Source organism: Aliarcobacter faecis (genome assembly GCF_013201705.1).
Taxonomy (GTDB): domain Bacteria; phylum Campylobacterota; class Campylobacteria; order Campylobacterales; family Arcobacteraceae; genus Aliarcobacter; species Aliarcobacter faecis.
Genome location: NZ_CP053837.1, coordinates 1,394,836 through 1,420,921, shown reverse-complemented (window position 1 = coordinate 1,420,921; position 26,086 = coordinate 1,394,836). Strand labels below are relative to the sequence as shown.

Here is a 26,086-nt window from a genome sequence, read left to right as displayed (position 1 = left end):
TTTTTTAATTTTTTTCTTTTAAAATAAGAGTTGTTGAGTTCTCTTTTATTAAATATTTTTTTGCAACATTTACAATATCTTCAACTTTTAGCTTATCTAAATTTGCTTCATATTCTAAAAGAGGTTTAATATTGTCTCGTACTAAATATGTTCCAAAGAGTGAAGCAACATCACTTGAACTTTCTAAAGAGTAGATAAAATCTGCTTTTGTATTTATTTTAAGCCGAGATATATCTTTTTCTTTAACTTCACCTTTTTGAATTTTTGATATTATATCTAAAATCTCTTTTTCTATTTTTAAAGCATCAATATTTTCATTTGCAACAGCCATAAACATAAAAACTCCAGGGTCTTTTAGTTCCATATTATAGGCATATATTGAGTTTGCTAATCTTTTTTCATCTACTAAAACTTTTTGTAGAACAGAACTTTTCCCACTACTTAAAAGTTGTCCTAAAGCACTAAGAGCTACTTGGTCTTCGTGTTCAAAATTTGGAATATGATAAGTCATAGCAAGCATTTGTACATTTGACTCTTTATTTATAATTGCTCTTCTTTCTCCATCTTGAATAGGTTCTTTTGTATGAATAGAAGTTGGAATATCTTTTGTATTTTTTATATCTTTAAAGTGTTTTTCAGCTAAAGAGAAAACTTCTTCTTTTGTAATATCTCCAGCAACTAAAACTATTGCATTTTTTGGTTGATAATATGTAGAGTGAAAATCTTTAATATCTTCAATTGTCCAGTTTTTTATATCATCCATAAAACCAATTGGAGTCCAGTGATAAGGATGATATACATAAGCATTATTAAACATTCTAAATTGTAGATAACCCATTGGATTATTGTCTGTTCTCCAACGTCTCTCTTCTGCTACAACATCTCGTTCTGGTTGAAACTCTTCATCTTTTAGAGTTAAATTCTGCATTAGATCAGAAAATAACTCTAGTGATTTATCCGTATTCTTTGAAGCAGTTTTTATAAAGTAGTGTGTGTAATCAAAGCTAGTTCCAGCATTGTTTATTCCACCAAAACCTTTTACAATTTCATCAAACTCTCCAGCTTTTAGATTTTTTGTTGATTTAAAGTTTAAATGCTCTAACATATGAGCAATTCCACTTTTCCCCATAACTTCATTTCTACTTCCAACTTTATAAAAAACATCAACAGATACTACATTTGTGTTGTTATCCATAGGAATTGCAACAATTTGTAAACCATTTTCTAGGTTTTTTGTATAATAATTTGGCAAACTATTTGCACTCATAAACTCTCCCATAAAAATAAAAAATATAAAAATTTTTAAGAATTTTTCCATTATCTTAAATTTGCTCCAATAGCTTCAGTTATATTATCATAGCCATCAACTTTTAATAACTCTAATAACTCTTCATTTATTTTTCGCACCATAGATGGACCTTCAAAAACTAAACTTGAATATACTTGTACCAAAGAAGCTCCATTTTTAATTCTCTCATAAGCTTGTTTCCCTGTAAAAATTCCACCAACACTTATCAAAATAGCTTTTCCATATAGCTCTTTTGCAATCTCTTTAAATAAAAGAGCCGATTTTTCACTCAGACAAGCTCCACTTAGTCCACCAAAATCTTTACAATTTGGAACTAAACTATAATCAATAGTTGTATTTGTTGCAATTATTCCAATAGCTCCTGCATTTACTGCTGATTTACAAAGCTCTATAGCTTGATTTGCTTCCATATCAGGTGCAATTTTCAAAAAAATTGGTTTAGAAGTAAGTGTTTTTGCCATAGTAAAAAGTTCATTTATAAACTTCTCATTTTGTAAATCTCTTAAGTTTGGAGTATTTGGACTTGAGATATTTATAACTAGATAATCTGCTAAGTTTTCAAATTTTTTAATTAAAGTTTTGTAATCACTTAGAGCAAATCTTTCTGGAGTATTTTTATTTTTCCCAATATTCACTCCTAAGGGAAGTGGAAATGGCTGAGCTTTTTTTAGATTTTTTAAAACAGTATGAGCTCCTAGATTATTAAATCCCATAGCATTTTGAACACTTTTTTGTTCAGGATATCTAAACATTCTAGGTTTTGGATTTCCATCTTGTGGCATTGGTGTCATTGTTCCAATTTCTGTAAAACCAAATCCCATACTCTTCATAGCATTTATCATAGTTGCATTTTTATCAAATCCAGCAGCAAGTCCTACAGGATTTTCAAACTTTATACCAAAAAGTTCTTGATTTAGTTTTTGGTCACTTATATAGTTTCTTTTCTCATAATAGTTTTTTAAAAGTTTACATTTTCCAACTATCTTTAAACCACATTCAGCAATATGATGTGCTTTTTCTGGATTAAATAAAAATAGTACTTTTTTAATAGTTTCATAACTAAACAAGATTTTTCCTTTTTTTAGAATTAAAATATATTATCAAAAACAAATCAAAAATTTGCTGAATTATATAATCTTTGATACTCAGAACTTGAAGATAAAAGCTCTTCTTGTGTTCCAATATCAACAATCTCTCCACTTTTAAACACTGCAATTTTAGAGGCATTTTTAATAGTACTTAATCTGTGTGCTATTACAAAAGTTATTCTATTACGGCTAACTTCTTCTATAACTTCACTAATAATTCCTTCACTTTTATTATCTAATGCTGATGTAGCTTCATCTAGGATTAAAATTTTTGGATTTTTATATAGAGCCCTTGCTATTGCTATTCTTTGTCTTTGACCTCCACTTAAGTTTGTACCAAATTCATCAAGAGTAGTGTTTATTCCTAGTTTCATTTTTGATACAAATTCATAAGCATGAGCTTGTTTTAAAGCTTCTATAACTCTTAGTTCATCTAACTCTTCACCATAAGATACATTTGCTGCTACTGTATCATTGAAAATATATACTCTTTGAGTAACTATTGAGATTTGTTCTCTAAGTTCATCTAGTGAGATATCTTTTATATTTGTATTATCAAATTTTATCTCTCCACTATTTACATCATAAAATCTTACAAGTAAGTTTATCAAAGATGATTTCCCACCACCACTATCTCCCACAAGTGCTACAATTTCACCTTTTTTTGCTTCTAAATTTATATTTCTTAAAGCTTCAAGTTCATCATATTTTAATCCTACATTAATAAAAGAGATAGTTTTTATATCATCGAGTTTATCTATATTTCCTGATTTTATTTGAGGAGTTTTTGCAAAAATATCATTTATTCTCTCATTTGCAGCAACAGCATCTTGCATTTTATTATATAGTGAAGATATTCTTTTTATTGGTGTATAAAGCATAAAAAGTGCAGCTATAAATGAACTAAACTCCCCAGTTGTAAGCTCACCACTTACAACTTTACTTCCTCCAACTAATATAACAGCTCCAAAAGCAATTGCACCTAAAGTCTCCATTATAGGAGAAGTTAATTCATTTGTTTTAACTGCTTTCATATTATATTTGAAGAAAATCATATTTAAAGTACTAAATTTTTTTGTCTCAATATTTTCTGTACCATTTGCCTTAATTATCTCAATATTATTAAATGATTCACTTAAACTTGAAGTAATATCAGAGTTACTCTCTTGAGATTTAAAAGATAGTTTTTTCATTCTTTTTGCTAATCTTGTAAGAGGATAAATTGCAAGTGGAAGTACAACTAAACCATAAAAAGCTAATTCAGGAGAACGATAAATAACTAAAGATACTAAAGCTATGATAGTTAAACTCTCTCTTATTAATTCAGCTAAAGAGTTTGAAACAGCAGTTTGAATTCTATTTATATCATTTATTATTCTACTAACCAATTCTCCACTATGAATCTTTTGAAAAAAAGCAAGATCTAATTTTAGGACATGAGCAAAAAGCTTATCTCTTACTATTCTTGTAATATCTTGACCTATATATGAGATAAAATAGGCTTGAATATATCCACCAAAACCTTTTGCAGCATATAAAATAATTACAATAATTGGCATAATATAAAGCATATTTACATTTTTATTTATAAAAATATCATCTAAAAGAGGTTGAATTGCATAAGCTGTTCCAGCTGTTGCTAAAGCTACAAGTGATATTCCAATAAGAGCATAGAAAATCTCTAATTTGTAGTTTTTATAATATGCTTTATATTGTCCAAAAAATTTTCTCATTAAAGTCCTAGGTTTTAAAAAAGTCTTAGATTTTATCGAAATTTAACTAAAACTAAGAGTTTTTGAACATTTCAATAAATTTTTTAAGTCCAAAGGCTCTAATAGTTAAGAAAAATAGTACAAATCCACTAAGTGTACTTGAAAATGCTAAACCAGCAGCTTCAAATGGTTTGATTAAGATAAGTGAAAAAATGATATTTGCTAATAGACTTTGTGCTGATATTTTGGCAGTTAATATTTGTTGCTCTTTTGCATATAACCAAAGTGAAAATATTTTTGCTAATCCAAAAGGTAAAAGACCAATTAGATACATACTTAAAATAAGTGCAGTATTTTTTGTATCATCACTTGTAAATGCACCTCTTTCAAATAGAAGTTCTATAATAAAATTATCAAAAAGTATTCCTATAATCATCGAAATAGTTAAAACTCCAAATAAAATAATAGAAGATTTTTTCATAAGTTTTAGTGCTTGTTGTTCATCTTGATTTTTTATAGATTTTGCTACCATAGGAAATAGGGCAATTGATGTTGCTATTGCAAAAATTGCTAGTGGAAGTTGAAAAACTCTATTTGCATAATATAGATATGAAATTGAACCACTTATTAAAAAAGATGCCAACCAAGTATCAATAAATGCTGAAATATGCATTGTTGAAGAGCCCAATGTTGCTGCAAAGAAGTTTTTATAAAATCTATTTTCCTCTTTTTGTTTATGTTTTCTAAAAGTAAAGATTTTGCCTAAATTAGCTCTTTTTATTGCAATTATATGCACAATTACTTGTAAAATCCCACCAAATATAACTCCAAATGATAGATAAAAAGTGATTGTATATTGTTCAAGCCCTCTTGCAATAATTAAACTGGCAATCATAGATAGATTTAATAGTGCTGTTGAGTAAGCAGTTGTTGCAAAATGGTGTTTATATTGAAGTAAAGCTCCCATAAAGGTAACTATGAATATAAGTGGTAAATAGTAGAAATTTATTGCAAAAAGAGGACTAGCTAAGTCAATAGTCTCTTTTGAGAAACCAATAGCAAAAGCTTTTGCAAAAAGGTGTGAAAATAGAGTTACTATTAAAGATAAAACAAGTAAAAAGGCTAAAATTTGTAAAAAAACAATAGAAGAGAATCTTATTTTATGTTTAGATTTTGCATATGATGGGATAAAGGCTTGTGTAAAAGCACCATCAGCAAAGATACTACGAAATAGATTTGGAAATTTAAATGCTATAAAAAATATATCAGAATATATATTTGCTCCAAGAATTGAAGCTGTCATTAAATCTCTTACAAAACCTGTTAGTCTAGAGACTAAAATTCCACTGCTATTTGTAAATATTGATTTTACTAATCTGTTTTTATAGTTCATTTTATCTCTTTATAATCATTTTGTAAATGGAAAATTATCTGCATATTTCCTTTGTAAGAACCAAGTTGTGCATTTAGTATCTCTATAGTTGTTCCATCTTTTGGTAAAATATTTTTATCTTTTGCAAATAGTTTTATAGTTTTCCCACCATTTATTTGTAAATTTCCTTTTGAAATAAAACCTTTTAGGTTTGTAATAACTTCATTTTCATATTTAAAATCAAAAATATCAATTTTTGAAGCATCTAAAAATAGCTCTTTATAATTCTTAAACTCTTCATTCTCTTTTAAAATATTGAACTCTTTTACCTCTTTTAATCCATAAAAATCATATATTTCTTTTATTTGAAGATTATAAGAATATCCCAGTTTTAACTTATTTGCACCTTTAAATATATAAATTGCTTTATCGTCTTTTTGTTTTATAATTGCCTTATCTTCACTTTTGTATAAAACAATAACATCTTCTAAAATCTCATCTTTTAAAAGTTTCTCTTTTTTATATAAAGATGATATTAAAGTTTTTTGATTTTCATTCTCTTTTATATTTTTAAGTGGATTTGTATCATCTTTTTTTATTGAAAAAATTGCAAATATTGGAAGATGGTCAGAAAAACCTTCTCCTTTATGAATCTTATTTTTAACTTCATTTGAAATCTCCCATCTATTTATATCTTTTCCATTAAATAAATAGTTTGGCTTAAAAACTTCAAAAGAGTTTACAATATATGATAACTTTTTACCATCAAATAGTGCTGAATTAATAATCATATTATCAGGTGTATTATTTTGATTTTTATATTTTGTAGAAAATCTCTCATTAGTTGGAAGCTCTAGCCAAAGATTATAGTGAACTTTTTTCTCTTGTTTCAAAATATCATCAATTGTTACAAATTTATCATTTATTGTTGTATTTAAAATATTATTTATTCCTGTAATTCCATTTGTAAGATTTAATTTAGGATTGTTTTTGAAAGTTTCAAACTCATTATAATCAGAGTTAAAATCACCAACTAAAATATAATCATAATCTTTTTCTAGTTCTTTTAATCTATTATTTAAAGTTTGTGCATATTTTACTCTAAGAACTTCACTAGCTTTTTTTGATGGCCAATGGTTATTAAATATTTTAAAATCAATATTTTCAAAATTAAAAGTTGCTTCTAAAATTGGTCTATAACTATTTGAACTTAATTTTACATCTAAATTTTTATAGTTTTTTATAGGAATTTTTGATAAAAATCCTAATCCAACAGCAGAGTTTGGGTATTTTGAAAAAGCATAATAGCTATATTGAGGAAGTTTTTGTTTTAATAATTTTATCAAATTCTCATTTTCTATCTCTTGTAAAGCTATAATATCTGCATCTAAGTCATTTAATACTTTTAAGGTATTTTTTAATTTTATATCAAAATTTCTTTGGTTCCATAAAGAGTTACTATTTGGAACATACTCTTCATATTCTGTTTTATTATTTATCAAATCAAAAAAGTTTTCTACATTATAAGAGGCGATTTTTAGGTTTTGTGCAAAGAGATTTAGGGTAAAAATAAGAATTATAAGAAATTTTGGCATATATATTTTTCCATAGACAAAGTTTTTGAAATGGTAGCTAATTTATAATTAAAAGGAAAAAAGGTGAAAATCTGAAATAAAATTTATTAATTTATAAAAATTATGATATGATACGGAAAATAATAAACAGATAATTTTATATTTATAGTAATTTAAAGGAAAATTTATGACAAATTATGCAAATTTATTAAAAGAATATGATTTAAAAGTTACTCCACAAAGAGTTGCTATTGTTGATGAACTTTATATGAATGGACATATGAATATTGATGAGTTATATAAAAAACTTTTAGATAGATTCCCTTCTGTATCGTTAGCAACAATTTATAAGAATGTAAACTCTATGTTAGAGAAAACTTTTTTATCAGAAGTAAAAATTCCAAATGCAAAATCAGTTTATGAGTTAGTAAAAACTGAGCATGCACATTTGGTTTGTAAAGAGTGCGGTTTCATTGAAGATATTATGCTTGATTCAAGTGATATTATAGAACAAGTTTCAAAAATAAACAATTTTAAGATAGATAGTACTGATATTGTTTTAAGTGGAACTTGTAAAAAGTGTTGTAAATAATTGGCTTTTTGCCAACTATTTTAAGAGTTTCTCACAATTAAACTTGAAGGAAGATTGAATTTTTTTATAAGTTCTTCTTCCTTTTTTCTATGCTCACCCATATCAACTTCATGATCAAATCCAAGTAGATGTAAAATTCCATGAATAAAAAGTAGTTTTAACTCATCGGCATTGCTATGATTATACTCTTTTGCTTTCTCTTGTATAAAATCTTTTGAAATGATTACTGTTCCTAAAGGAAGATGAGAAAATTCTTGTTCAAAAGGGAAACTTAAAACATCTGTTGCTTCATCTTTTTGTCGATACTCTTTATTTAACTTTTTTATTGTTGGATTATCTACAATAATTAATTCAATATCTTTTGTTGTAATACTACTTAGTATGCTTTCAAGTTCATTTATATCTACATTTAAGTCTGTTTGGTTTTCAAAATCAATCATTTTTAGCCTATATTAATAATTTTTGAATAGTATATTATTTTTAAAATAAATCTAAGGAGAAGAGATGAATTTAATTGTAGGAAAAAAAGCATCTATTGATTATAAAGTTGAAAAAAAAGATTTAGCTTCAAATTTAAATATTTCAGTTGATGATAATTTCCCAGATGTTTTTGCAACAGCTAGAATGATAGCTTTAATGGAGTGTAGTGCAGCAAAACTTATGATGCCACTATTAAAAGATGATGAACAAAGTGTTGGAGTAAATGTAAATATTACACATATGGCAGCAACATTAGAAGATGATGTAGCTATTTCAACTGCAACTTTTGTTGGTATGGAAGGGAAACTTTATAAATTTGAAATAGAAGTTGTTGATAGTGGAGGAGTTTGTGGAAGAGGAACTCACACTAGAGCTATTATTTCGACTTCAAGACTTCTTGAAGGGGCAAAAAAAAGAGCTGAGAAAGGTTCTTTATAAGTAATAGAGCTTAAAAAAGCTCTATTACTTTTGATACTTCATCTACTGCAAAAGTTTTAATATCTAGTTTTAAATTTGTTTTTTGTGCAATTATTGCTTTTTTTATTCCTTGAGCTTGGGCTTCTTTTAATCTTAAATCTATTGAGTAAACATCTTTTATTTCACCAGTTAAACTAACTTCACCAATAAATACAGACTCTTTAGAAATGGGTCTATTTCTAAATGAGCTAATAATTGCAGCAATTACAGCTAAATCAGCACTACTCTCTTTTATCTTTATTCCTCCACTAATATTTACAAAAACATCATAATGATTAAAAGGTAAATCTAATTTTTTCTCTAATAGTGCTAAAAGCATTGTAAGTCTATTTGTATCAAAGCCTGTAGCACTTCTTTTTGGGTTTGGAAAAGTTGTTTCACAAACTAGTGCTTGAACTTCTAAAATTATTGCTCGGCTTCCTTCCATAGATACAGTTAAACTAGAACCACTTTGTGCTTTATTTTTATCAAAAAATTTTGAAGCTATATCTTTTGCACTTATAAGTCCTTCTTGAGTCATTTCAAAAATTCCAATTTCAGAAGTTGAACCAAAACGATTTTTAAAACCTCTTAGCATTCGTAATTCTCTACTAGCTTCTCCTTCAAAATATAAAACTGTATCAACCATATGTTCTAAAACTCTTGGACCTGCGATACTTCCATCTTTTGTGATATGTCCAATTATAAACATAGCAATATTTGACTCTTTTGCTTTTCTCATAAGCTCAAATGTTATCTCTCTCACTTGAGATACACTTCCAGGTGCAGAGTTTAAATGGCTAGAATAAATAGTTTGAATAGAGTCAATAATACAAACTTCATAATCAATTCTAAGAAGCTCATCTAAAATCTCTTCTAGTTTTATTTCACTTAGTAAAAAAAGTTCATTATGGTTTGCATCAAGACGGTTTGCTCTTAATTTTATTTGACCAGCACTCTCTTCTCCTGATACATATAAAACTTTTTTCCCACTCTTTGCAATACTTCCAGCAACTTTTAATAAAAGTGTAGATTTTCCAACTCCAGGGCTTCCCCCAATAAGTGTAAGGCTTCCAGGGACTATTCCACCACCTAAAACCAAATCAAATTCATCATTGAAAGATGAAAATCTTACAACATCATCTTGTAAAATTTCTGTAATTGGTCTTGCTTTTGAAGATGAACTTGAAGCTAAAACACTCTGTTTTAAAACCTCTTGTTGTTCAATACTTAGTTCTAAAAAACTATCCCAAGAGTCACAATTTGGACATTTTCCTAGCCATTTACTTGATTGTTCTCCACAATGTTGGCACTCAAAAAGAGTATTTTTTTTCTTTGCCATTTTTTGCCTTTTGTAAATTATGATAAGATTTTAGCAAAATAAAATTTATATATATAAAAATATTGCAATTTGCAATATTTTAAAAGGATTTTTAAATGATTATTTATATTCATGGTTTTGCTAGTAGTGGTTTTGGTCATAAACCACAAGAGTTTAAAAAATATTTTAAAGATGAAATTATAACTCCAAGCCTTCCAAATATTCCCATCTTAGCTATTCATACTTTGGAAGGTTTGATAGAAGTTTTATTAAAAAAAGGAGAAAAAGTATCTTTGATTGGTTCATCTTTGGGTGGTTTTTATAGTCTATATTTAGCAAATAAATATAATTTAAAAGCAGTTTTGATAAATCCTGCACTAAATCCTAAAAAAACTCTAAATAGATTTTACAGTTTTGGTTTAATAAAAAACTATTTTGATGGTTCAAAATTTGAGATTACAAAAGAGCAATTACAAAGTTTAGAAAATTTTGAAGTAATGCTTATACAAAATCCAAAAAATATTATTGCCTTAATTCAAAAAGGAGATGAAATAATAGATTATAAAGAGAGCATTGAAATTTTGAAAGATTGTGAAATTTTATTAGAAGAGAGTGGAAATCATACATTTATTGATATAAATAAACATTTCTTAAAAATAGATGATTTTTTTTCAAATTAATAGCTTTATTTATATAACATTTTGTTTAATTATGGTAAAATATATAAGATTTTAAGCTTATTTTTATAATTGGAGAAAAGAGTATGAGTAGATTTAGAGTAGAAAATGCTAGATTTCGTATCTTAAAGGGTGGAAAAATTGGACTTAGCCTTAGTATTGCTCTACTTGGAATGGTTGTTTTTTCTCCTATAAATTTATATTCACAAACTTTTTTTGATACAGCTCCAATAAGTTCAACTTTAACTGCACCAAATAGTTCTAATCCAAGTAAAGATATATCAGTAGAAAAATTAGAAGATCAAAATTTAAGTAGTACAGCAACATATACAGAAAATGTAAATCCTGAAGATATAATTTTTAAACCAAATAAAGTAGAATCATCTTTTATTGGAGTTAGAAATAAAGAATTTAGTGGTACGAGTTCAGTAACTATTTCAACAGATGGAACAGTTATTGGAAATTCATTTGATGTATTAGATGGTACAATAACTGATTCAGATGGACATATAATAAAGAATAATGATAGTTATTACTATGAAAATTACTCACCAAGTAAAAATTTTACAGTTATTTTAGCTACAGATGCAGTGGTAAATGATATTAAAAAAGAATCGTCAATATATCATAAAGTAAGTTCACCAAATTCTTATACAACTTCAAGTGAAAACTATACAGCAAATATTATTATGAGTGGAAACAATACAATTGCTGGAATAACTAATCTTGGAAGTGATGGAAATATAAATATTCAAGGTGATGTAGAGTTTCAAGATAGTGTAACAGCTGGAAGTATAGATATGGATACTACACAAACAGCTACTTTTAAAAAAGATGTTAATTTAAGTGATAAATTAACTTTTAAACAAGATGGGATAGTAAATTTAAAAGATAATTTTACAGGAAATATTACAACTGATAGTGGAAATAAAGGTACAATAAATATAAATGGCTCTCAAAACCAAACAATAACTGGAGATATCTCAAATTTAAAAAATTTAAATGTTACAAATGCAAATAATACAACAGTAAGCGGAAATATAAGTGCAACAAATACAGATATTTTAAATAATTCTACATTAAATATTTCAAATGGAAAAACAATAACTTCAATAATAACAAGTAGTGATAAAAGTGGGAATTTAACACTTTTAGGAAGTGGAACAGTAAATGGAACAGTTGGAGATAGTACAAATAGTTTAAATAGTGTAAATGCAGGTACAAATGGTTCAAGTTCAACTTTTAATAATAATATTTTTGCAACAAATACAAATATAACAGGGACTGGAACAGTAAATTTAAATGGAAATTTAAGTGGAACAAATCTTAATTTTCAAGCAAATGGAGTTGTAAATTCAAAAGGTAATATCACAGCAGATGTTACTGGAACTACTGGAACATTAACTATGAATGGAGTAACTCAAACAGTTACTGGAAATATTGGGAATATTACAAACTTGAATATATCTAATGGAAGTAATACAACAATAAATGGAAATATAAATGCTATAAATACAAATATAAATAATAATTCAACTTTAGTTTTATCAGATAACTCAAATATAAACTCAACAATTACAACAAATGCTAATAATACAGGAACTATAACTTTTAGTGGAGATTCTTTTATAAATGGCATAATAGGAACAAATTCAAATAAATTAGCAAATATAAATGCAGGAGAAACTGGTTCAATTGTAGATTTTAATAATGATATTTTTGTGACAAACACAAATGTAACAGGAACTGGAACAGTAAATTTAAATGGAAATTTAAGTGGAACAAATCTTGATTTCCAAACAAATGGAACTGTAAACTCAAAAGGAAATATTACGGCAAATATAATAGGGGCTACTGGAACATTAAAGATGAATGGAGCAACAGACCAAACAATAACAGGAAATATTGGAAATATTGCGAACTTTAATATAGATAATGCAGGAAATAAAGTAACAGTAACACAAAATATAAATGCAACAAATACAAATATTTCGAGTAGTTCAACTTTAAATTCAAAAGGAAATATAACTTCAAATATTAATGGAGCAACAGCAAATAGCGGAACATTAACAATGAGTGGAACAAATCAAACAATAACAGGAAATATAGGAAATACAAACTCATTAAATAGCTTTAATATAAATAGTGGAACAACAATAGTAAGTGGAAATGTAAATGCAACAAATACAGCAATTTCAAGTGGAGCTACTTTAAACTCAAAAGGAAATATAACTTCAAATATTAATGGAGCAACAGCAAATAGTGGAATATTAACAATGAGTGGAACAAATCAAACAATAACAGGAAATATAGGAAATACAAACTCATTAAATCAATTTAATATAAATAGTGGAACAACAACAGTAAGTGGAAATGTAAATGCAACAAATACAAATATTTCAACTAGTTCAACTTTAAATTCAAAAGGAAATATTGTAGGGAATGTTAATGGAGCAGCAACAAATAGCGGAACATTAACAATGAGTGGAACAAATCAAACAATAACAGGAAATATAGGAAATACAAACTCATTAAATCAATTTAATATAAATAGTGGAACAACAACAGTAAGTGGAAATGTAAATGCAACAAATACAAATATTTTAAATAATTCTACATTAAATATTTCAAATGGAAAAACAATAACTTCAACAATAACAAGTAGTGATAAAACAGGGAATTTAAGAATTTTAGGAAGTGGAATAGTAGATGGAACAGTTGGAGATAGCACAAATAGTTTAAATAGTATAAATGCAGGAGTGAATGGTTCAACTGTAGATTTCAATAATAATATTTTTGCGACAAACACAAATGTAACAGGGACTGGAACAATAAATTTAAATGGGAATTTAAGTGGAACAAATCTTAATTTTCAAGCAAATGGAGTTGTAAATTCAATAGCAGATATTAGAGTAAATGTTGTGGGAAATAGTGGAACATTAAATATGAATGGAGCTAATAACCAAAATATTATAGGAAATGTAGGAAATATAGATAATTTAAATTTAAATGGTGGGAAAACAGTAGTAGTAAATGGAGATATAAATTCTAAAAATACAAATATTAACTCTAATTCAACTTTAGATTTAGTAGATGGTAAAAATATAAATTCAACAATAAATGGAAATAGTGGAACTTTAAATCTTCTAGGAAGCTCAACTATAAATAAAGAGATACAAAGTTTAAAAAATTTAAATGTAAATGCAGATAGTTCAAACTCTACATTTAAAGATTTAGTAAACTCTACAAATATAAGTTCAAGCGGAACTGGAAGTTCAACTTTTGAGAAAGATACAACAACTACAAACTTAAATGTAAATAATGGAACTATGACTTTTAATGAAAATTTAAATGCTACAAATACAACAATAGGAGCTGGAAAATTAAATTTAGATGCAAATTTAACTGGAACAAATATCAATTTTACAGCAACTAATGGAGAGTTAAATTTAAGTGATGATTCAAATGTAACAGCAACTATTACGGCAAATTCTAATAACAAAGGTAATATAAAGATTGCAGGAGATTCTATAATTAGTGGAAATATCGGAACTTCTGCAAATAAAATAAAAGATATAAATATAGATGGGGCAAATAATAAAACTGTAAATTTGAAAGATGATGTAAATGCTATAAAAACGACAGTAAAAGATTCAACTGTAAATTTTAATCAAAATAGTGGAAATACAAATACAAATTTGGTTTTTTCTGGAAGTGGAACAGCAAATTTATATGAAGGTATTACAGGAGATATTAATTTTGCAGGAAATAATGCGATAGTAAATGTAAAAGATAGCAAAAATATAGCTGGAAATATAGAAACTTCTACAACAAATAATAGTGGAATTGTAAATTTTGAAGGAGATGGAGAAGTTACTGGAACTATTGGAAATATAGCATTTGGAATAAAAGAGTTAAATGTAAATACAAAAAATGAGCAAGATAAAGATTCAAATGGAAATATCTTGCCTAATCATGGACTATTTTTGCATAGAGATATTTATGCCGATAGGATAAATTTACAAAATAATGCAACTTTGATAATGGATGATGGTGCAAATATTACAAATACAAATTTACCTGATTTAATAGTTTTAACAACAGATAAAAATAATACAGGAAATATTATTTTTAAAGGAACTTCAACTATTAGTGGAGAAATAGGAGAAGATAGTAAAAAATTAGAGAGTATTACTGCTGGGGCAAATAATTCAACTGTTACATTTAATGATAAAGTTTATGTAAAAGATTTAAATTATAGTGGAAATGGAGAAGTTATTCTTGGTGGAAAAGATGCTTCTAATGAAGCTATAAAAGGAAATATAGATTTTAATAATAATGTTTCAACTCTTACTTTAAATGATGGTGTAAATTTAGATACAGCAAATACAACTTTTAAAAATGCTTCTAATGCAACACTAAAATTTGATGGAGATTCAACTATCTCTGGAGTTTTAGGTGGAAATAGTTCTGGAAAATCTACTTTTGATACTATTGAAGCTGGAAAAACAGGAAAAACTGTAACTTTCCAAAAAGATTTATATGCAAATAATTTAGAGATAAGTGAAGATGGGATAGTTAATTTAGGAGGAAATTTTACAGGAACAAATCTTAATTACAAAGATGATGGAGTTGTAACTTTAGCCGATAAAAAAGCTATAAATTCAAATATAACAACAAATGATGCTAAAGGAACTTTAAATCTTCTAGGGGATTCTAGTGTAAATGGAACAGTAGGGACAAAAGATGATAAATTAAAAGAGGTAAATAGTTCAACTACAAATAAAACTTCAACTTTGAATGGTGATACTTTTGCATATGATTTAAATGTAGGAGCTGGAACTTTAAATCTAAATGCAAATTTTACAGGAGATAATTTAAATTTTAAAGATAATGGAGTTGTAAATTTAGCAGATAATAAAAAAGTTGATTCAAAAATAGTAAATGCAACAGCAAATGATAATCAAGGAACTCTAAATATAATAAAAAATGCAGAGTTTACTCAAGAAATAGGGCAAATAGGACATAGCTTAAAAGAGATAAATGGTGCTAATGGAAACTCTATAACTACATTTAAAGCGGATGTTTTTGCTCAAAATCTAAATTTAAATGAGACTGGAACTATAAATTTAGGTGGAAATTTTACAGGTGAAACAATAGATTTTAAAGATGATGCTATTTTAAATATAGCAAATAATAAAAATATAACTTCAAGTATAGTTGCTCAAGATGAAGATATTGGAGAGATAAATCTAGCAGGAAGTACAATAATAAGTGGAGATATAGCTGATAGCTTAAATAAAATAAGAGCTGTAAAGTTAAATGGTAAAAACTCTAACTCTACATTTGAAGGTAATGCTTATGTAAAAGATTTAGACCTTAATGAAAAACTAGCTTTAAATTTAAATGGAAATTTGCAAGGTCAAAATTTAAATTATAATGCAAATGCAACAGTTAATTTAGCAGATGATAAAAATATTGATTCAAAAATAAATACAAAAAATAATGGTGAAGGAACTTTAAATCTTCTTGGAAGTTCAACTATAAATAAAGAAGTTGGTAGTGATACAAATAGATTAAAAGAGATAAGTGCTGGGCAAAATGGTTCAAATTCAACATTTAAAGATAATGTCTATGCCGAAAAAACAACTATAAAAGATAATGGAGTTGTAAATTTTGAAGAGGATTTATACTCAACTGTTTATTTTGCAGGTGATGGAGTTGTAAATATTGATGATGAGAAAGCAATTATTTCTAAAACTCAACCTTTTGTAACAACAATTGCTGATGGAGTTGGAAGCTTAAACTATAAAGGTGCTACAACTTTAACAAATGATATTGGTTCAAAAGATAAAAGATTAAATAGTGTAAATTTTGCAAGTGATACTAATAAAGAGCTAACTCAAGAACTAGGATATAATGTCTATGCTAAAAATACAATTATAGGAAATGGAAATAACAAAGTTACTTTAGATTTTATAGATGATATAACTTTTGCAGGGAATTTAACTATCACAAAAGATGCAACTTTAAATATTAAAGATAAAAAAGTAGATGTAAAAGATAATATAAAATTATCAGAGAACTCTATTTTAAACTTTGATGTGCAAACTACTGATTTAAGTTCTGGAAGTGCAGTTGTTGGTGGAAAATCTGGACAAATAAGAGCTGATAGTTTAACTATGGAAGATGATGCTAGATTTAATATAGCTTATGATGGAACTTGGGAAGGAGCAGGGCAATATAATTTAGTAGTTACACAAAATGATATAACAACACCATATAGAGCAACTGAAAAAGATGGAAGGGTAAAAGATAATAGTATTATTGACTCTACTGTTGAGGTTGTAGGAAAGAATTTAGTATTAAAAGCAGATAGAACAACAGATGGAGAACATAAAGTTGAAGATTTATATATTGTAAAATCACAAATTGGAGAAGATTATTCAAATGGAGCTTCACAATCTTTAGCTAAATTGGCAAATGAAAAACCAAGAGAGGGGGCTTTAGCTCAGATTATTAGAGATATGGAGTATTTAGAAGATGGGCAAACAATAACTCCTGCTAAAAAACAAGAGATGATAGAAATGCAAAGAAAATTAGCCCCAAATCCAAGTGGTGTTGTAACACAAAATATTAAAACAGCAACAGATGTGAATAAAGCTTCTATAAAAGGAAGATTAAATGAACTTAGAACTTCAAATATTGAAGACTCTATTCAAGCTTATGAAAATAGAGGTATCTCTTCAGGAGACTCATATAGTGTAGGGGATTCAACTTTATGGTTAAAAACAACAGCTTCAAAAACAAAACAAGATACTATTGGTCTATATGAAGGTTTTGATACAAAATCTTATGGTTTTGTTGCAGGGCTTGATAAAAATATAGCAGATAGCTCAATTATAGGACTTAGTGCATCTTATATAGATACAAATGCTTCACAAAATCTACATGATACAGATACTACAACAGTTGGTTTAACTCTTTATGGTTCAAAAGAGTTTGAATTAGGATATATAGAAGCTCAAACAAGTTATATGCAACACTCAAGTGATACAAGTAGAACAGCAAACTCTGGAAATTTAACTTCAAAAGTAAAAGCAGACGAATTAAATGCAAGAGTTGAATCAGGGGTTCATATTCCTGTTGATAATGGAGCTTATATTACACCTTTTGCAGCAGTTGAGTATAGTAATTTAAAACAAAAAGGGTATACTGAAAAAGGGACTCCTTACCAAAACGATGCTTTAAAAGTTGATAAATTTAAACAAGATAGAACAACAGCAGAAGTTGGGATAAAAGCAACAAGTAGAATAGAACTTGATAATGCTTTAATTCTTCCTCAAGTTAGCTTCTCAGTTGCAAAAGATTTTGGTTCAAGTAATAGGGATATTAAAGCACAATTTGTTGGTGGTGGAGATAAATTTGTAACTCCAGCAAGAGAGTTAGATGATATGATGTACAAAGTTGGAGCTGGAGTGGAAACTAGAATTTCAAACAATACAAAATTAAGATTAGATTTGAATTATGATAGAAGTAAAGATGGTAAGTTTGAAGGTTATAGTGGAAATGTTACACTTGGTGTTAGTTTTTAATAAAGGATAAGAATGTTTAAAAAATTAATATTTAGTTTTTCTATTTTAATAAGTCAATTAGTAGCAGATGAAATAGGTTCATTTACAGCTATGAAATATAAAGCAGATTTTAAAAAGCAAGAACATCAAACTCAACAATCAATAGTAAATGAGTATTCAAGATTGAAAAAACTTGCAAAAACAGTTGAAGCTACAAGTTTAAAAGATGATCCAGATTTTGAAGTTTCAAAAAATATGCTTTTAATAGATATTTGGTCAAAAAAATTTTTACAAAGTTATAATCCTACAGAAGAAGAGTTAAAGAAACTTTATATAGAACAAAAACCAACTGTTGTAGCAAAATATGAGCTTAGAAATATTTTAGTAAATTATGAAAAAAATGCAGATATGATAGTTGAAAAACTAAATCAAATAGAAAATCCTAAAGAGAGAAAAGAGAGTTTTATAAAATATGTAAAATCTGTTTCTAATGATAATGTATCAAAAAACAATCAAGGACTTTCTCCTCTTACTGATGAAAATAGATTAAATCCCCAAATAAAAGAGGCATTAATTGATAAAAAAGAGGGGGATATAATAAAGGTTAATATAAAAGATTTAGGAACACAAATAATTTTTATAGAAAAATATATCCCACAAAAAGAGGCTAGTTTTGAAGAGTCAAAAGATGCTTTAATAGAATTAGCAAAAAAGATTGCTTTAAATAAACAAATAGAGCTTTTATCAAAATGATAAGAGCTTTTTTTATACTCTTTTGTAGTTTAATATTTAGTTCTTGCTCTTCAAAAGTTCCTACTTTAGAATCTAGGATAGAAACAGTTTTTTCATATGCAAAAAAAGAAAATTTAATAGATGAAATTGTAAATACTACTAATTTTGATCTTTTTTCTCTACAGAATAAAAATAGTTCTTGTAAAAATTTAAATATTTATCTTGAAGGTGATGGTTTATCTTTTTTAAATAAAAATAGTATCTCTTCAAATCCAACACCTGTAAACTCTACTATTTTAAAATTAATGAGTATTGATAAAAGCTCTTGTAAAGTCTATATTGCAAGACCTTGCCAATATTATATGAGTTCTTCTTGTAATAGTTCTTTTTGGACAAATAGAAGATTTTCAAATGAAGTTATAGATAGTTTTAATGAAGCTTTAGAGCATTTAAAACTAAAATATAAAAATAGTACTTTTAATTTGATTGGTCATTCAGGTGGTGGGGCAGTTGCTACGATTTTAGCTTCAAAAAGAGATGATATTAATTATTTAGTAACAGTTGCAGGAAATTTGGATATAAAAAAATGGGTAGAGTTAAAAAATTTAAGTCCACTTTTGGGTTCATTAAATCCAAAAGATTTTACTAGTAAATTAGAAAATCAAAAACAGTATCACTTAATAGGAACTAATGATGAAGTTTTACCAAAAGAGCTTTTTTTTTCATATCTAAATAGTTTTAAAAATAAAGAGTTTATAGAATATAAAATTATTGAAGCAAATCATAATTGTTGTTATGAAAGTGAATTTAAGAAAATAAATAATTTAGAGAAATAATGATAGTATAAAATAAATTAATTAAATAAAATATAATATTTGAAAGGGGAAAATATATTTTATGAAAAGAATAATATTTTTGTTTTCATTTATTTTGGGTTTTTTAAATGCTATAGAAGTAATCACACCCATACCTTTAAATGTAAATATTGATGTAAAAAAAGCAGATTTAGGGAAAGAGTTATTCTTTGATGTAAGACTTTCTAAAGATGATACAATCTCTTGCCACTCTTGCCATTTATTAAATCAAGGTGGAGTTGATAATAAAAAATTATCAGTTGGAGTTGAAGGGAAATTAAGTATTATAAATACTCCAACTGTTTTTAATTCTAGTTTTAGTTTTACACAATTTTGGAATGGTAGATCAAAAACCTTGCATGAACAAGTTTTTGGACCAATTAGTGATCCAAATGAGATGGCAATGAGTTTTGAAGAGTTAGAAATTAAACTTAGAAAAACAGATTATTTAAAGAAATTTTTCTCTATTTATAAAGATGGGATTACAATTAATAATATTGCTGATGCAATAGTAGAGTATGAGAAAACTCTTATAACTCCAAACTCACCTTTTGATAAATATTTAAGAGGTGATGAAACTGCTATTTCAGATAAAGCAAAGAGAGGTTATCAAATATTTAAGGAGCAAGGTTGCATTGCATGTCATCATGGAAGAAATGTAGGTGGAAATTTGTATGCAAAATTTGGAGTTGTAAGTGAAGTTGAAACAAAATCTAAAGGAAGATTTGAAGTTACAAAAAATGAAGAAGATTTGTACTATTTTAAAGTTCCAAGTCTTAGAAATATAGAATTAACATATCCATATTTGCATGATGGAAGATTTGAGACTTTGGAAGATACTGTTAAATTTATGGCTAATTATCAGTTAGGAAAATCATTAAATAAAGAACAAATAAGTGATATTATAAGTTTTCTAGTGAGTTTAACAGGAGAGTTATATAATTATGAACAAAAAAAACAGTAACTATTTTCTAAAATATTTTGATCCTATAAATATAATTTTACTTTTATTCATAATAGTAACTGCTCTTTTTATGTACAATATAAATCAAATAAATAAAAAGATAAAGAATTTTAATCTTTACTACAACAATATAATAAAGTTAAAAATCCTAAATAATGAATTTAATAGCTTTATAACTACAAAAGCAACTCTTACAAATTATGATTCTCTTATTTCTAAAATGGAAGCTACTCAAGAGCTAATAGAGATTATAAATAAAGAGGAGTTCTATAGAAACTTTGGAGAAAGTTTAAAAATATCTATTGAAACTTTAAATGGACAATGGGAAAAGAAGGTTGAAAATATAGAGAGATTTAAATCTGTAAATGCATCTATTGTTGGTTCTATTAATTATATTTTATCATTAAGTTCAAATGTAAAAAAAGATTATATGCTTTATAATGTAGATGATATCTTAACTATTGATGATGCTATTAATTCTATATTTAAACTTTTTGTAAATGATAAAAATATTGATGAAAAATCTATAAAAGATGAAATTACAGAATTAGAGAATTTATCTTTAAAATATGGTGTAAAAGATATAGATTTTTTAACAAAAAGAGTAAACTCTTTATTAAGAGATTTGAAAAAAATAAATAAAATTGAAGAGGATTATCTTAGTTTTGACCTTAAGATTGTTTTAGATTCACTTGAGAAAGAATTAGATGAAACAAATCAAAAAAATATCAAAAATCAGCAGAGTTTAACATTTTTATTATTCTCATCTTCAACAATTTTACTTTTAATATTTATATATGTGTATGTGAAATCTTTAAGAACAAAAGATGAGCTAATAGCATTTAGATATGCGGTTGAAAATAGTTATAATGCAATAGTTTTAACAGATAAAAATAGATTAATAAAGTATGTAAATGAAGCTTTTGAAAAATCTACAGGATACACAAAAAAAGAGGCAATTGGACAAAATCCAAGAATCTTAAAATCTGGAAAACTTCCAAGAGAGTTTTATGATAATATGAATGAAATTTTAAATAGAAAAGAGAAGTGGACGGGAGATTTTATAAATAAAAATAAAGATGGTGAGATATATTATGAAAATGCCTCAATAACACCGATTATTATTGATAATGATTTGAAGGGCTACTTAGCAATAAAACTTAATATTTCTGATTATGTAAAAGAGAAGCAAAAAGTTGAATTTCTTGCATACCATGATAGTTTAACTCTCTTACTAAATAGAAGAGCTCTTCAAAGAGATATAGTGGAAATTTTAAAAGAGAGTAACAAATATAATAAAAAATTTGCAATATTATTTATAGATTTAGATGGATTCAAATTTATAAATGATGGATTAGGGCATGATATAGGAGATATTATATTAAAAGAGATTGCATATAGATTTTCAAATACTTTATCGCAAGAGGATAAAGCCTATAGATTAGGTGGTGATGAGTTTGCAATTATTATTAAATATAATGATGAAAAAAAGATAGAAGAGAGCGCAAAAAATCTAATTGATAAAGTAAATGAAAAAATAGTTATAAATAAACACTCTTTACATTTGGGATGTAGTATTGGAATTTCAAAATATCCTGCTGATGGAGAAGATTACTCAACTTTAATGAAACATTCTGATACAGCTATGTATAAAGCAAAACAAAATGGTAAAAATAGGTATGAATTTTATACAAAAGATTTGTCAAATATTGTTAGTAAAAGATTTGAGATAGAACAAGCTTTAAGTATTGGTTTAAATAATGATGAATTTTATGTAGTTTATTAACCAAAATACTCTTTAAAAACTAAAGAGGTATATAGTGTAGAAGCTCTTTTAAGATGGGAAAGTTCAATTTTAGGAAGTATAAGCCCTGATAAATTTATTCCAATAGCTGAAGAGATAGGATTTATCTATGAATTAGGCTTTTTTGTATTTAAAAAATCTTGCGAGGATTTTTTAATTTTAAAAGAGAAAATAGGTATAAAAATGATAAGTATAAATGTATCTGTTGTTCAGTTAATGCAAGAAGATTTTTTAGAGAAAATTGAAGATATTTTAAATCAAACAAATGTAAATCCAAATGAGATAGGAATAGAAATAACAGAGACATATTTAATCAAAAATATACAAGATATATCAGAGATTTTGATAGCTATGAGAAAACTAGGATTTAAAATTTTAATAGATGATTTTGGAACAGGTTATTCATCTTTAAAATATCTTCAACAACTTCCTATTGATATTTTAAAAATTGATAAATCTTTTATTGATAAGTTAAGTGAAAATAATTGTGATATTATCAAAGCAATAGTTGCTATTTCAAAAAGTTTTGGTTTTTCAACTATTGCTGAAGGTGTTGAAACAAAAGCACAAGAAGAGCTTTTGACTAAACTTGATGTAGATGTAGCTCAAGGTTTTCTATTTTCTAAACCAAAGAGATTAATAGAGTTTAATTAAACTCTATTTTTAATCTATAATATCTAGGGAAAATATTTTTTAAATTAGGATTTATCTCTATAGGAAAAGAGTTAGCAATAGAGCTTTTAATTGCATTAAAAAACTCCATATTTCCATTTGATAAAATCAATTGTTCATATCTTCCATCTTTTAAAATAGTTACTCTAATCTCAGCAAAAACAGGTTCATTAAAAATTGATTCATTAAGATTTGAATCTATATTTGTATAGATTTTGTCTTTCAAATTTTTATAAAACTTCTCTTTTTCTATTTGTTCTTCTTGTGAAGCAGATTTTTCTAATTTAGAGTTCTCTATAAGATTTAATTTTTTAGAAAAGATATCTTGTTTTGTAGCTATTTTCTCAATCTCTTTTCTCTCGATTATATGTTCTTCTTTTAATTGTTTATCTATTTTGTTTGAATTTTCATCTATGCTATTTTGAATAAATTCAGGTGGAACTCTATGCTCTTTTTCATTATCAGGATTTTCATCTGTAATAACATCTTTAATAGCTTCATCTTGTGTAAGCTCTTTTATCTCTTGTTTTGGCTCTTCCGAAGTTTGAACTATAATTGAATTAGATTCAAAATTATCTATTGAATCATCAAAAATATAGCTATAACTTCCATAAATAATGGAAATTAAAACTACAACAATAATAAAATCTTCAAAAAACTTTTTAATCTTTCTTTTCAAAACTCTATCCTTTTAAGAAAATTATTCAGAGATAAAAATCTCATCTAGTAAACTATCAACAAAACTATCAGGGCTAAATTCTATTAAATCATCTTGTTTTTCACCAATTCCTACATAAAAAATTGGTAATTCAAGCTGATTTGAGATAGAAAATAGAGCTCCCCCTTTTGCAGTTCCATCAAGTTTTGTAACAATTATACCATCAACTCCAACAATTTCATTAAATGCTTTTGCTTGAGCAATAGCACTATTTCCTTGAGTTCCATCTAAAATCATAAGTTTTTGGTGAGGTGCATCACTCATAGCTTTATTACAAACTTTTACTATTTTTTTAAGTTCATTATTTAAGTTTGTTTGAGTTTGTAATCTTCCTGCTGTATCAATAATAACATTATCTATATTTCTAGCAATTGCAGAGCTAATAGTATCAAAAGCAACAGCACTTGCATCATGCCCTTGTTTTGTTTTTATTATTGGAATATCAAGTTTTGTTGCCCAACTACTTAGTTGTTCAATTGCAGCTGCTCTAAATGTATCACCAGCTCCTAAAATTACACTTTTCCCCTCTTTTTTTAACTTATTAGCTAATTTTGCAATAGTTGTAGTTTTTCCAGCTCCATTTACTCCAATAATTAGCCTTACATAAGGCTTAGGAAGATTAGAAAAATCAACTTTTGGTGCATGTTCAAAAAGCATTACAAGTCTATGTCTTAACTGTTTTCTTGTAATCATCTCTGGTAATCCATTCATAGCTTTTTCTATGATTTCATACTCAACATCAGCTTCAATTAAAAGTTCTTCAATCTCATCAAAAGATATTTTCTCTTTTTTTTGAGGAACTACACTTTTTATACTTGCAAAAGTTTTTTCTAAAGCTCTTGAAAAAAAGTTTTTTTTCTCTTCGTCTTGATTTACTTCATCTTTTTTTTCAATTTTCTCTTCTTGAATCTCTTCAAGTCTTCCTTGATTTATCTCTTTTTGCTCTTCTTTTGAAGATTCTTCTAAAAGAGCTTCTTCTAATTGAGGCTCTTTTTTCTTTTTAAAAAAACTAAACATATTTCCCCTATTATTTTTCTAAAACTTTTTTAATATCAATTTCCATCATCTCAAAAGGTGCTAATCCTTGAATTTTTTGATAAACTTTTCCTTGTTTATCGATAATAAATGTTGTTGGAATTGATTTTATACCACCAAGACTTTTTGCTAAATCAAAATTTTCACTTCCTATTGTAATTTTATAATTAATTCCAAACTCTTTAGCAAAATTTTTGATCTCTTGATCACTTTTAAACTCTTCAAGAAGCATAGAAATCACAACTAAATCATTTTTGTACTCATTTTGTAATCTTATAAGTGCTGGAATTTCAACTTTACAGGCTGGACACCAAGTTGTAAAAAAGTTTAAAACCACTATTTTGTCTTCATAATTTTTTATATGTATCTTATTTTCTTCTGATTTTATCTCTAAAATATCTCCGTCAAGAGAGTTTAAAATAAAATCATTTTTTGTGATATTTTGTTCAACTTTAGCTTGTTCATTGCTTTGTTTATTCTCTTTTGAATCACATCCAGCAAAAAATAAAATTGAAAAAATAGAAAAAATTGCTAAAGTTTTAATCTTCATTTTAATTCCTTTAGATAAAATTGTTCATTAGGTAGTGATTTTACCTAAGTGAGGCTTAAATATGAACACAAATCACAAAAGTGATTTCAGAATATCAAGTTTAAAAAGATTGAAATTTTATTCATCTTTCAAGAAGTATTCAAAAAGTAAAAAAATTGTAGAAAAATTAAAATATATTATAAAAAAAGAGGGTGCAAAAAATATATTATTATTTGTACCTTTAGATCTAGAAGTTAATATTAAGCCATTAATTTTAGAATTAAGAAGAGCAAAAAAAGGAGTCTTTGTACCTTTTATGCAAGATGATAGCTTTAAAATGGTGAGATATAGATTACCTTTAAATAAGAAGAGATTTGGAATTTATGAACCCCAAAACTCTTTTTTTAAACCAAAAAAGATAGATTTGGCAATAGTTCCTATTGTTGGAGTTGATAGTTTGAATAAGCGAATTGGTTTTGGAAAAGGTATGTATGATAGATTTTTTTATAGATTAGGATATAAACCTACAATAGTTTTTACTCAATTGGTACTTTGCAAAAGTAAAGAGATTTTAAGTGATAATTACGATATAAAAGCAGATTACATAATTACGGGATAGGTTT

At 26.5% G+C, this 26,086-nt stretch carries 19 protein-coding genes and 1 pseudogene; 10 read left to right on the top strand and 10 right to left on the bottom strand.

Annotated features, from left to right (window positions below; all coding sequences use genetic code 11):
- Positions 1-4: 4 nt before the first annotated feature.
- The 5 genes from AFAEC_RS07155 to AFAEC_RS07135 are packed head-to-tail and all read right to left on the bottom strand — an operon-like array spanning position 5 to position 7,076.
- Entirely contained in the window at positions 5-1,318 is a 1,314-nt protein-coding gene (locus AFAEC_RS07155) for a M16 family metallopeptidase (RefSeq protein WP_026806917.1), read from the bottom strand.
- Complete coding sequence (locus AFAEC_RS07150; RefSeq protein WP_026806918.1) at positions 1,318-2,376, bottom strand: quinone-dependent dihydroorotate dehydrogenase; 1,059 nt, start codon at positions 2,374-2,376, stop codon at positions 1,318-1,320. Before AFAEC_RS07150 ends, AFAEC_RS07155 begins: the two co-directional genes overlap by 1 nt.
- Positions 2,377-2,420: 44 nt before the next feature.
- A complete protein-coding gene (locus tag AFAEC_RS07145) occupies positions 2,421-4,130 on the bottom strand; it encodes an ABC transporter ATP-binding protein (RefSeq protein WP_026806919.1) in 1,710 nt (569 codons plus the stop codon).
- Positions 4,131-4,182: 52 nt separating this feature from the next.
- Positions 4,183-5,502, bottom strand: coding sequence for a murein biosynthesis integral membrane protein MurJ (murJ, locus tag AFAEC_RS07140; RefSeq protein WP_026806920.1), 1,320 nt, complete (start codon positions 5,500-5,502; stop codon positions 4,183-4,185).
- On the bottom strand, positions 5,499-7,076 hold the full coding sequence (locus AFAEC_RS07135) for an endonuclease/exonuclease/phosphatase family protein (protein ID WP_026806921.1): 1,578 nt from the start codon (positions 7,074-7,076) through the stop codon (positions 5,499-5,501). The genes murJ and AFAEC_RS07135 overlap by 4 nt, the downstream gene beginning before the upstream one ends.
- A gap of 166 nt (positions 7,077-7,242) precedes the next feature.
- Between AFAEC_RS07135 and AFAEC_RS07130 the strand changes: the two genes are divergently transcribed.
- Entirely contained in the window at positions 7,243-7,647 is a 405-nt protein-coding gene (locus AFAEC_RS07130) for a Fur family transcriptional regulator (protein WP_026806922.1), read from the top strand.
- 20 nt (positions 7,648-7,667) lie between these two features.
- Here AFAEC_RS07130 and ybeY read toward each other — a convergent pair whose 3' ends face one another.
- Positions 7,668-8,087 (bottom strand): rRNA maturation RNase YbeY, encoded by a 420-nt coding sequence (gene ybeY / locus AFAEC_RS07125; RefSeq protein WP_026806923.1) that lies wholly within the window; start codon positions 8,085-8,087, stop codon positions 7,668-7,670.
- Positions 8,088-8,151: 64 nt separating this feature from the next.
- Between ybeY and AFAEC_RS07120 the strand changes: the two genes are divergently transcribed.
- On the top strand, positions 8,152-8,565 hold the full coding sequence (locus tag AFAEC_RS07120) for a thioesterase family protein (RefSeq protein ID WP_026806924.1): 414 nt from the start codon (positions 8,152-8,154) through the stop codon (positions 8,563-8,565).
- 10 nt (positions 8,566-8,575) lie between these two features.
- Here the strand turns inward: AFAEC_RS07120 and radA are convergent, their stop codons facing one another.
- The gene (gene radA, locus AFAEC_RS07115; RefSeq protein WP_026806925.1) at positions 8,576-9,925 is read right to left on the bottom strand and encodes a DNA repair protein RadA; all 1,350 of its coding nucleotides are present in this window, start codon (positions 9,923-9,925) and stop codon (positions 8,576-8,578) included.
- 95 nt (positions 9,926-10,020) lie between these two features.
- Here radA and AFAEC_RS07110 point away from each other — a divergent pair, with 95 nt between their 5' ends.
- The 7 genes and pseudogenes from AFAEC_RS07110 to AFAEC_RS12225 all read left to right on the top strand — a co-directional run.
- Positions 10,021-10,584: a YqiA/YcfP family alpha/beta fold hydrolase gene (locus tag AFAEC_RS07110; RefSeq protein ID WP_026806926.1), complete on the top strand. Its 564-nt coding sequence runs from the start codon at positions 10,021-10,023 to the stop codon at positions 10,582-10,584.
- Between the two features lie 83 nt (positions 10,585-10,667).
- Positions 10,668-18,176, top strand: coding sequence for an autotransporter domain-containing protein (locus AFAEC_RS07105; protein WP_026806927.1), 7,509 nt, complete (start codon positions 10,668-10,670; stop codon positions 18,174-18,176).
- Between the two features lie 12 nt (positions 18,177-18,188).
- A complete protein-coding gene (locus tag AFAEC_RS07100; RefSeq protein WP_026806928.1) occupies positions 18,189-18,908 on the top strand; it encodes a peptidylprolyl isomerase in 720 nt (239 codons plus the stop codon).
- Complete coding sequence (locus AFAEC_RS07095; protein WP_034216867.1) at positions 18,905-19,723, top strand: alpha/beta fold hydrolase; 819 nt, start codon at positions 18,905-18,907, stop codon at positions 19,721-19,723. The genes AFAEC_RS07100 and AFAEC_RS07095 overlap by 4 nt, the downstream gene beginning before the upstream one ends.
- Before the next feature lie 61 nt (positions 19,724-19,784).
- Positions 19,785-20,705, top strand: coding sequence for a cytochrome-c peroxidase (locus AFAEC_RS07090; protein WP_026806930.1), 921 nt, complete (start codon positions 19,785-19,787; stop codon positions 20,703-20,705).
- Positions 20,686-22,491 (top strand): diguanylate cyclase domain-containing protein, encoded by a 1,806-nt coding sequence (locus tag AFAEC_RS07085; protein ID WP_225442364.1) that lies wholly within the window; start codon positions 20,686-20,688, stop codon positions 22,489-22,491. Before AFAEC_RS07090 ends, AFAEC_RS07085 begins: the two co-directional genes overlap by 20 nt.
- 12 nt (positions 22,492-22,503) lie before the next feature.
- A pseudogene (locus AFAEC_RS12225) lies at positions 22,504-23,163 on the top strand (EAL domain-containing protein); the annotation flags it as partial.
- On the opposite strand, the gene AFAEC_RS07080 reads toward AFAEC_RS12225, so the two are convergent.
- The 3 genes from AFAEC_RS07080 to AFAEC_RS07070 are packed head-to-tail and all read right to left on the bottom strand — an operon-like array spanning position 23,156 to position 25,484.
- Entirely contained in the window at positions 23,156-23,860 is a 705-nt protein-coding gene (locus AFAEC_RS07080) for a hypothetical protein (RefSeq protein ID WP_051487497.1), read from the bottom strand. The pseudogene AFAEC_RS12225 and the gene AFAEC_RS07080 sit on opposite strands and share 8 nt — an antisense overlap.
- Before the next feature lie 21 nt (positions 23,861-23,881).
- The gene (gene ftsY / locus AFAEC_RS07075; protein WP_081754551.1) at positions 23,882-24,916 is read right to left on the bottom strand and encodes a signal recognition particle-docking protein FtsY; all 1,035 of its coding nucleotides are present in this window, start codon (positions 24,914-24,916) and stop codon (positions 23,882-23,884) included.
- A 10-nt stretch (positions 24,917-24,926) separates the two neighbouring features.
- On the bottom strand, positions 24,927-25,484 hold the full coding sequence (locus tag AFAEC_RS07070; RefSeq protein WP_026806932.1) for a TlpA family protein disulfide reductase: 558 nt from the start codon (positions 25,482-25,484) through the stop codon (positions 24,927-24,929).
- Positions 25,485-25,545: 61 nt separating this feature from the next.
- Here AFAEC_RS07070 and AFAEC_RS07065 point away from each other — a divergent pair, with 61 nt between their 5' ends.
- Positions 25,546-26,082 carry a 5-formyltetrahydrofolate cyclo-ligase gene (locus AFAEC_RS07065; RefSeq protein ID WP_026806933.1) on the top strand — a complete coding sequence of 179 codons (537 nt, stop codon included), beginning with the start codon at positions 25,546-25,548 and terminating at the stop codon, positions 26,080-26,082.
- Positions 26,083-26,086: the final 4 nt, after the last annotated feature.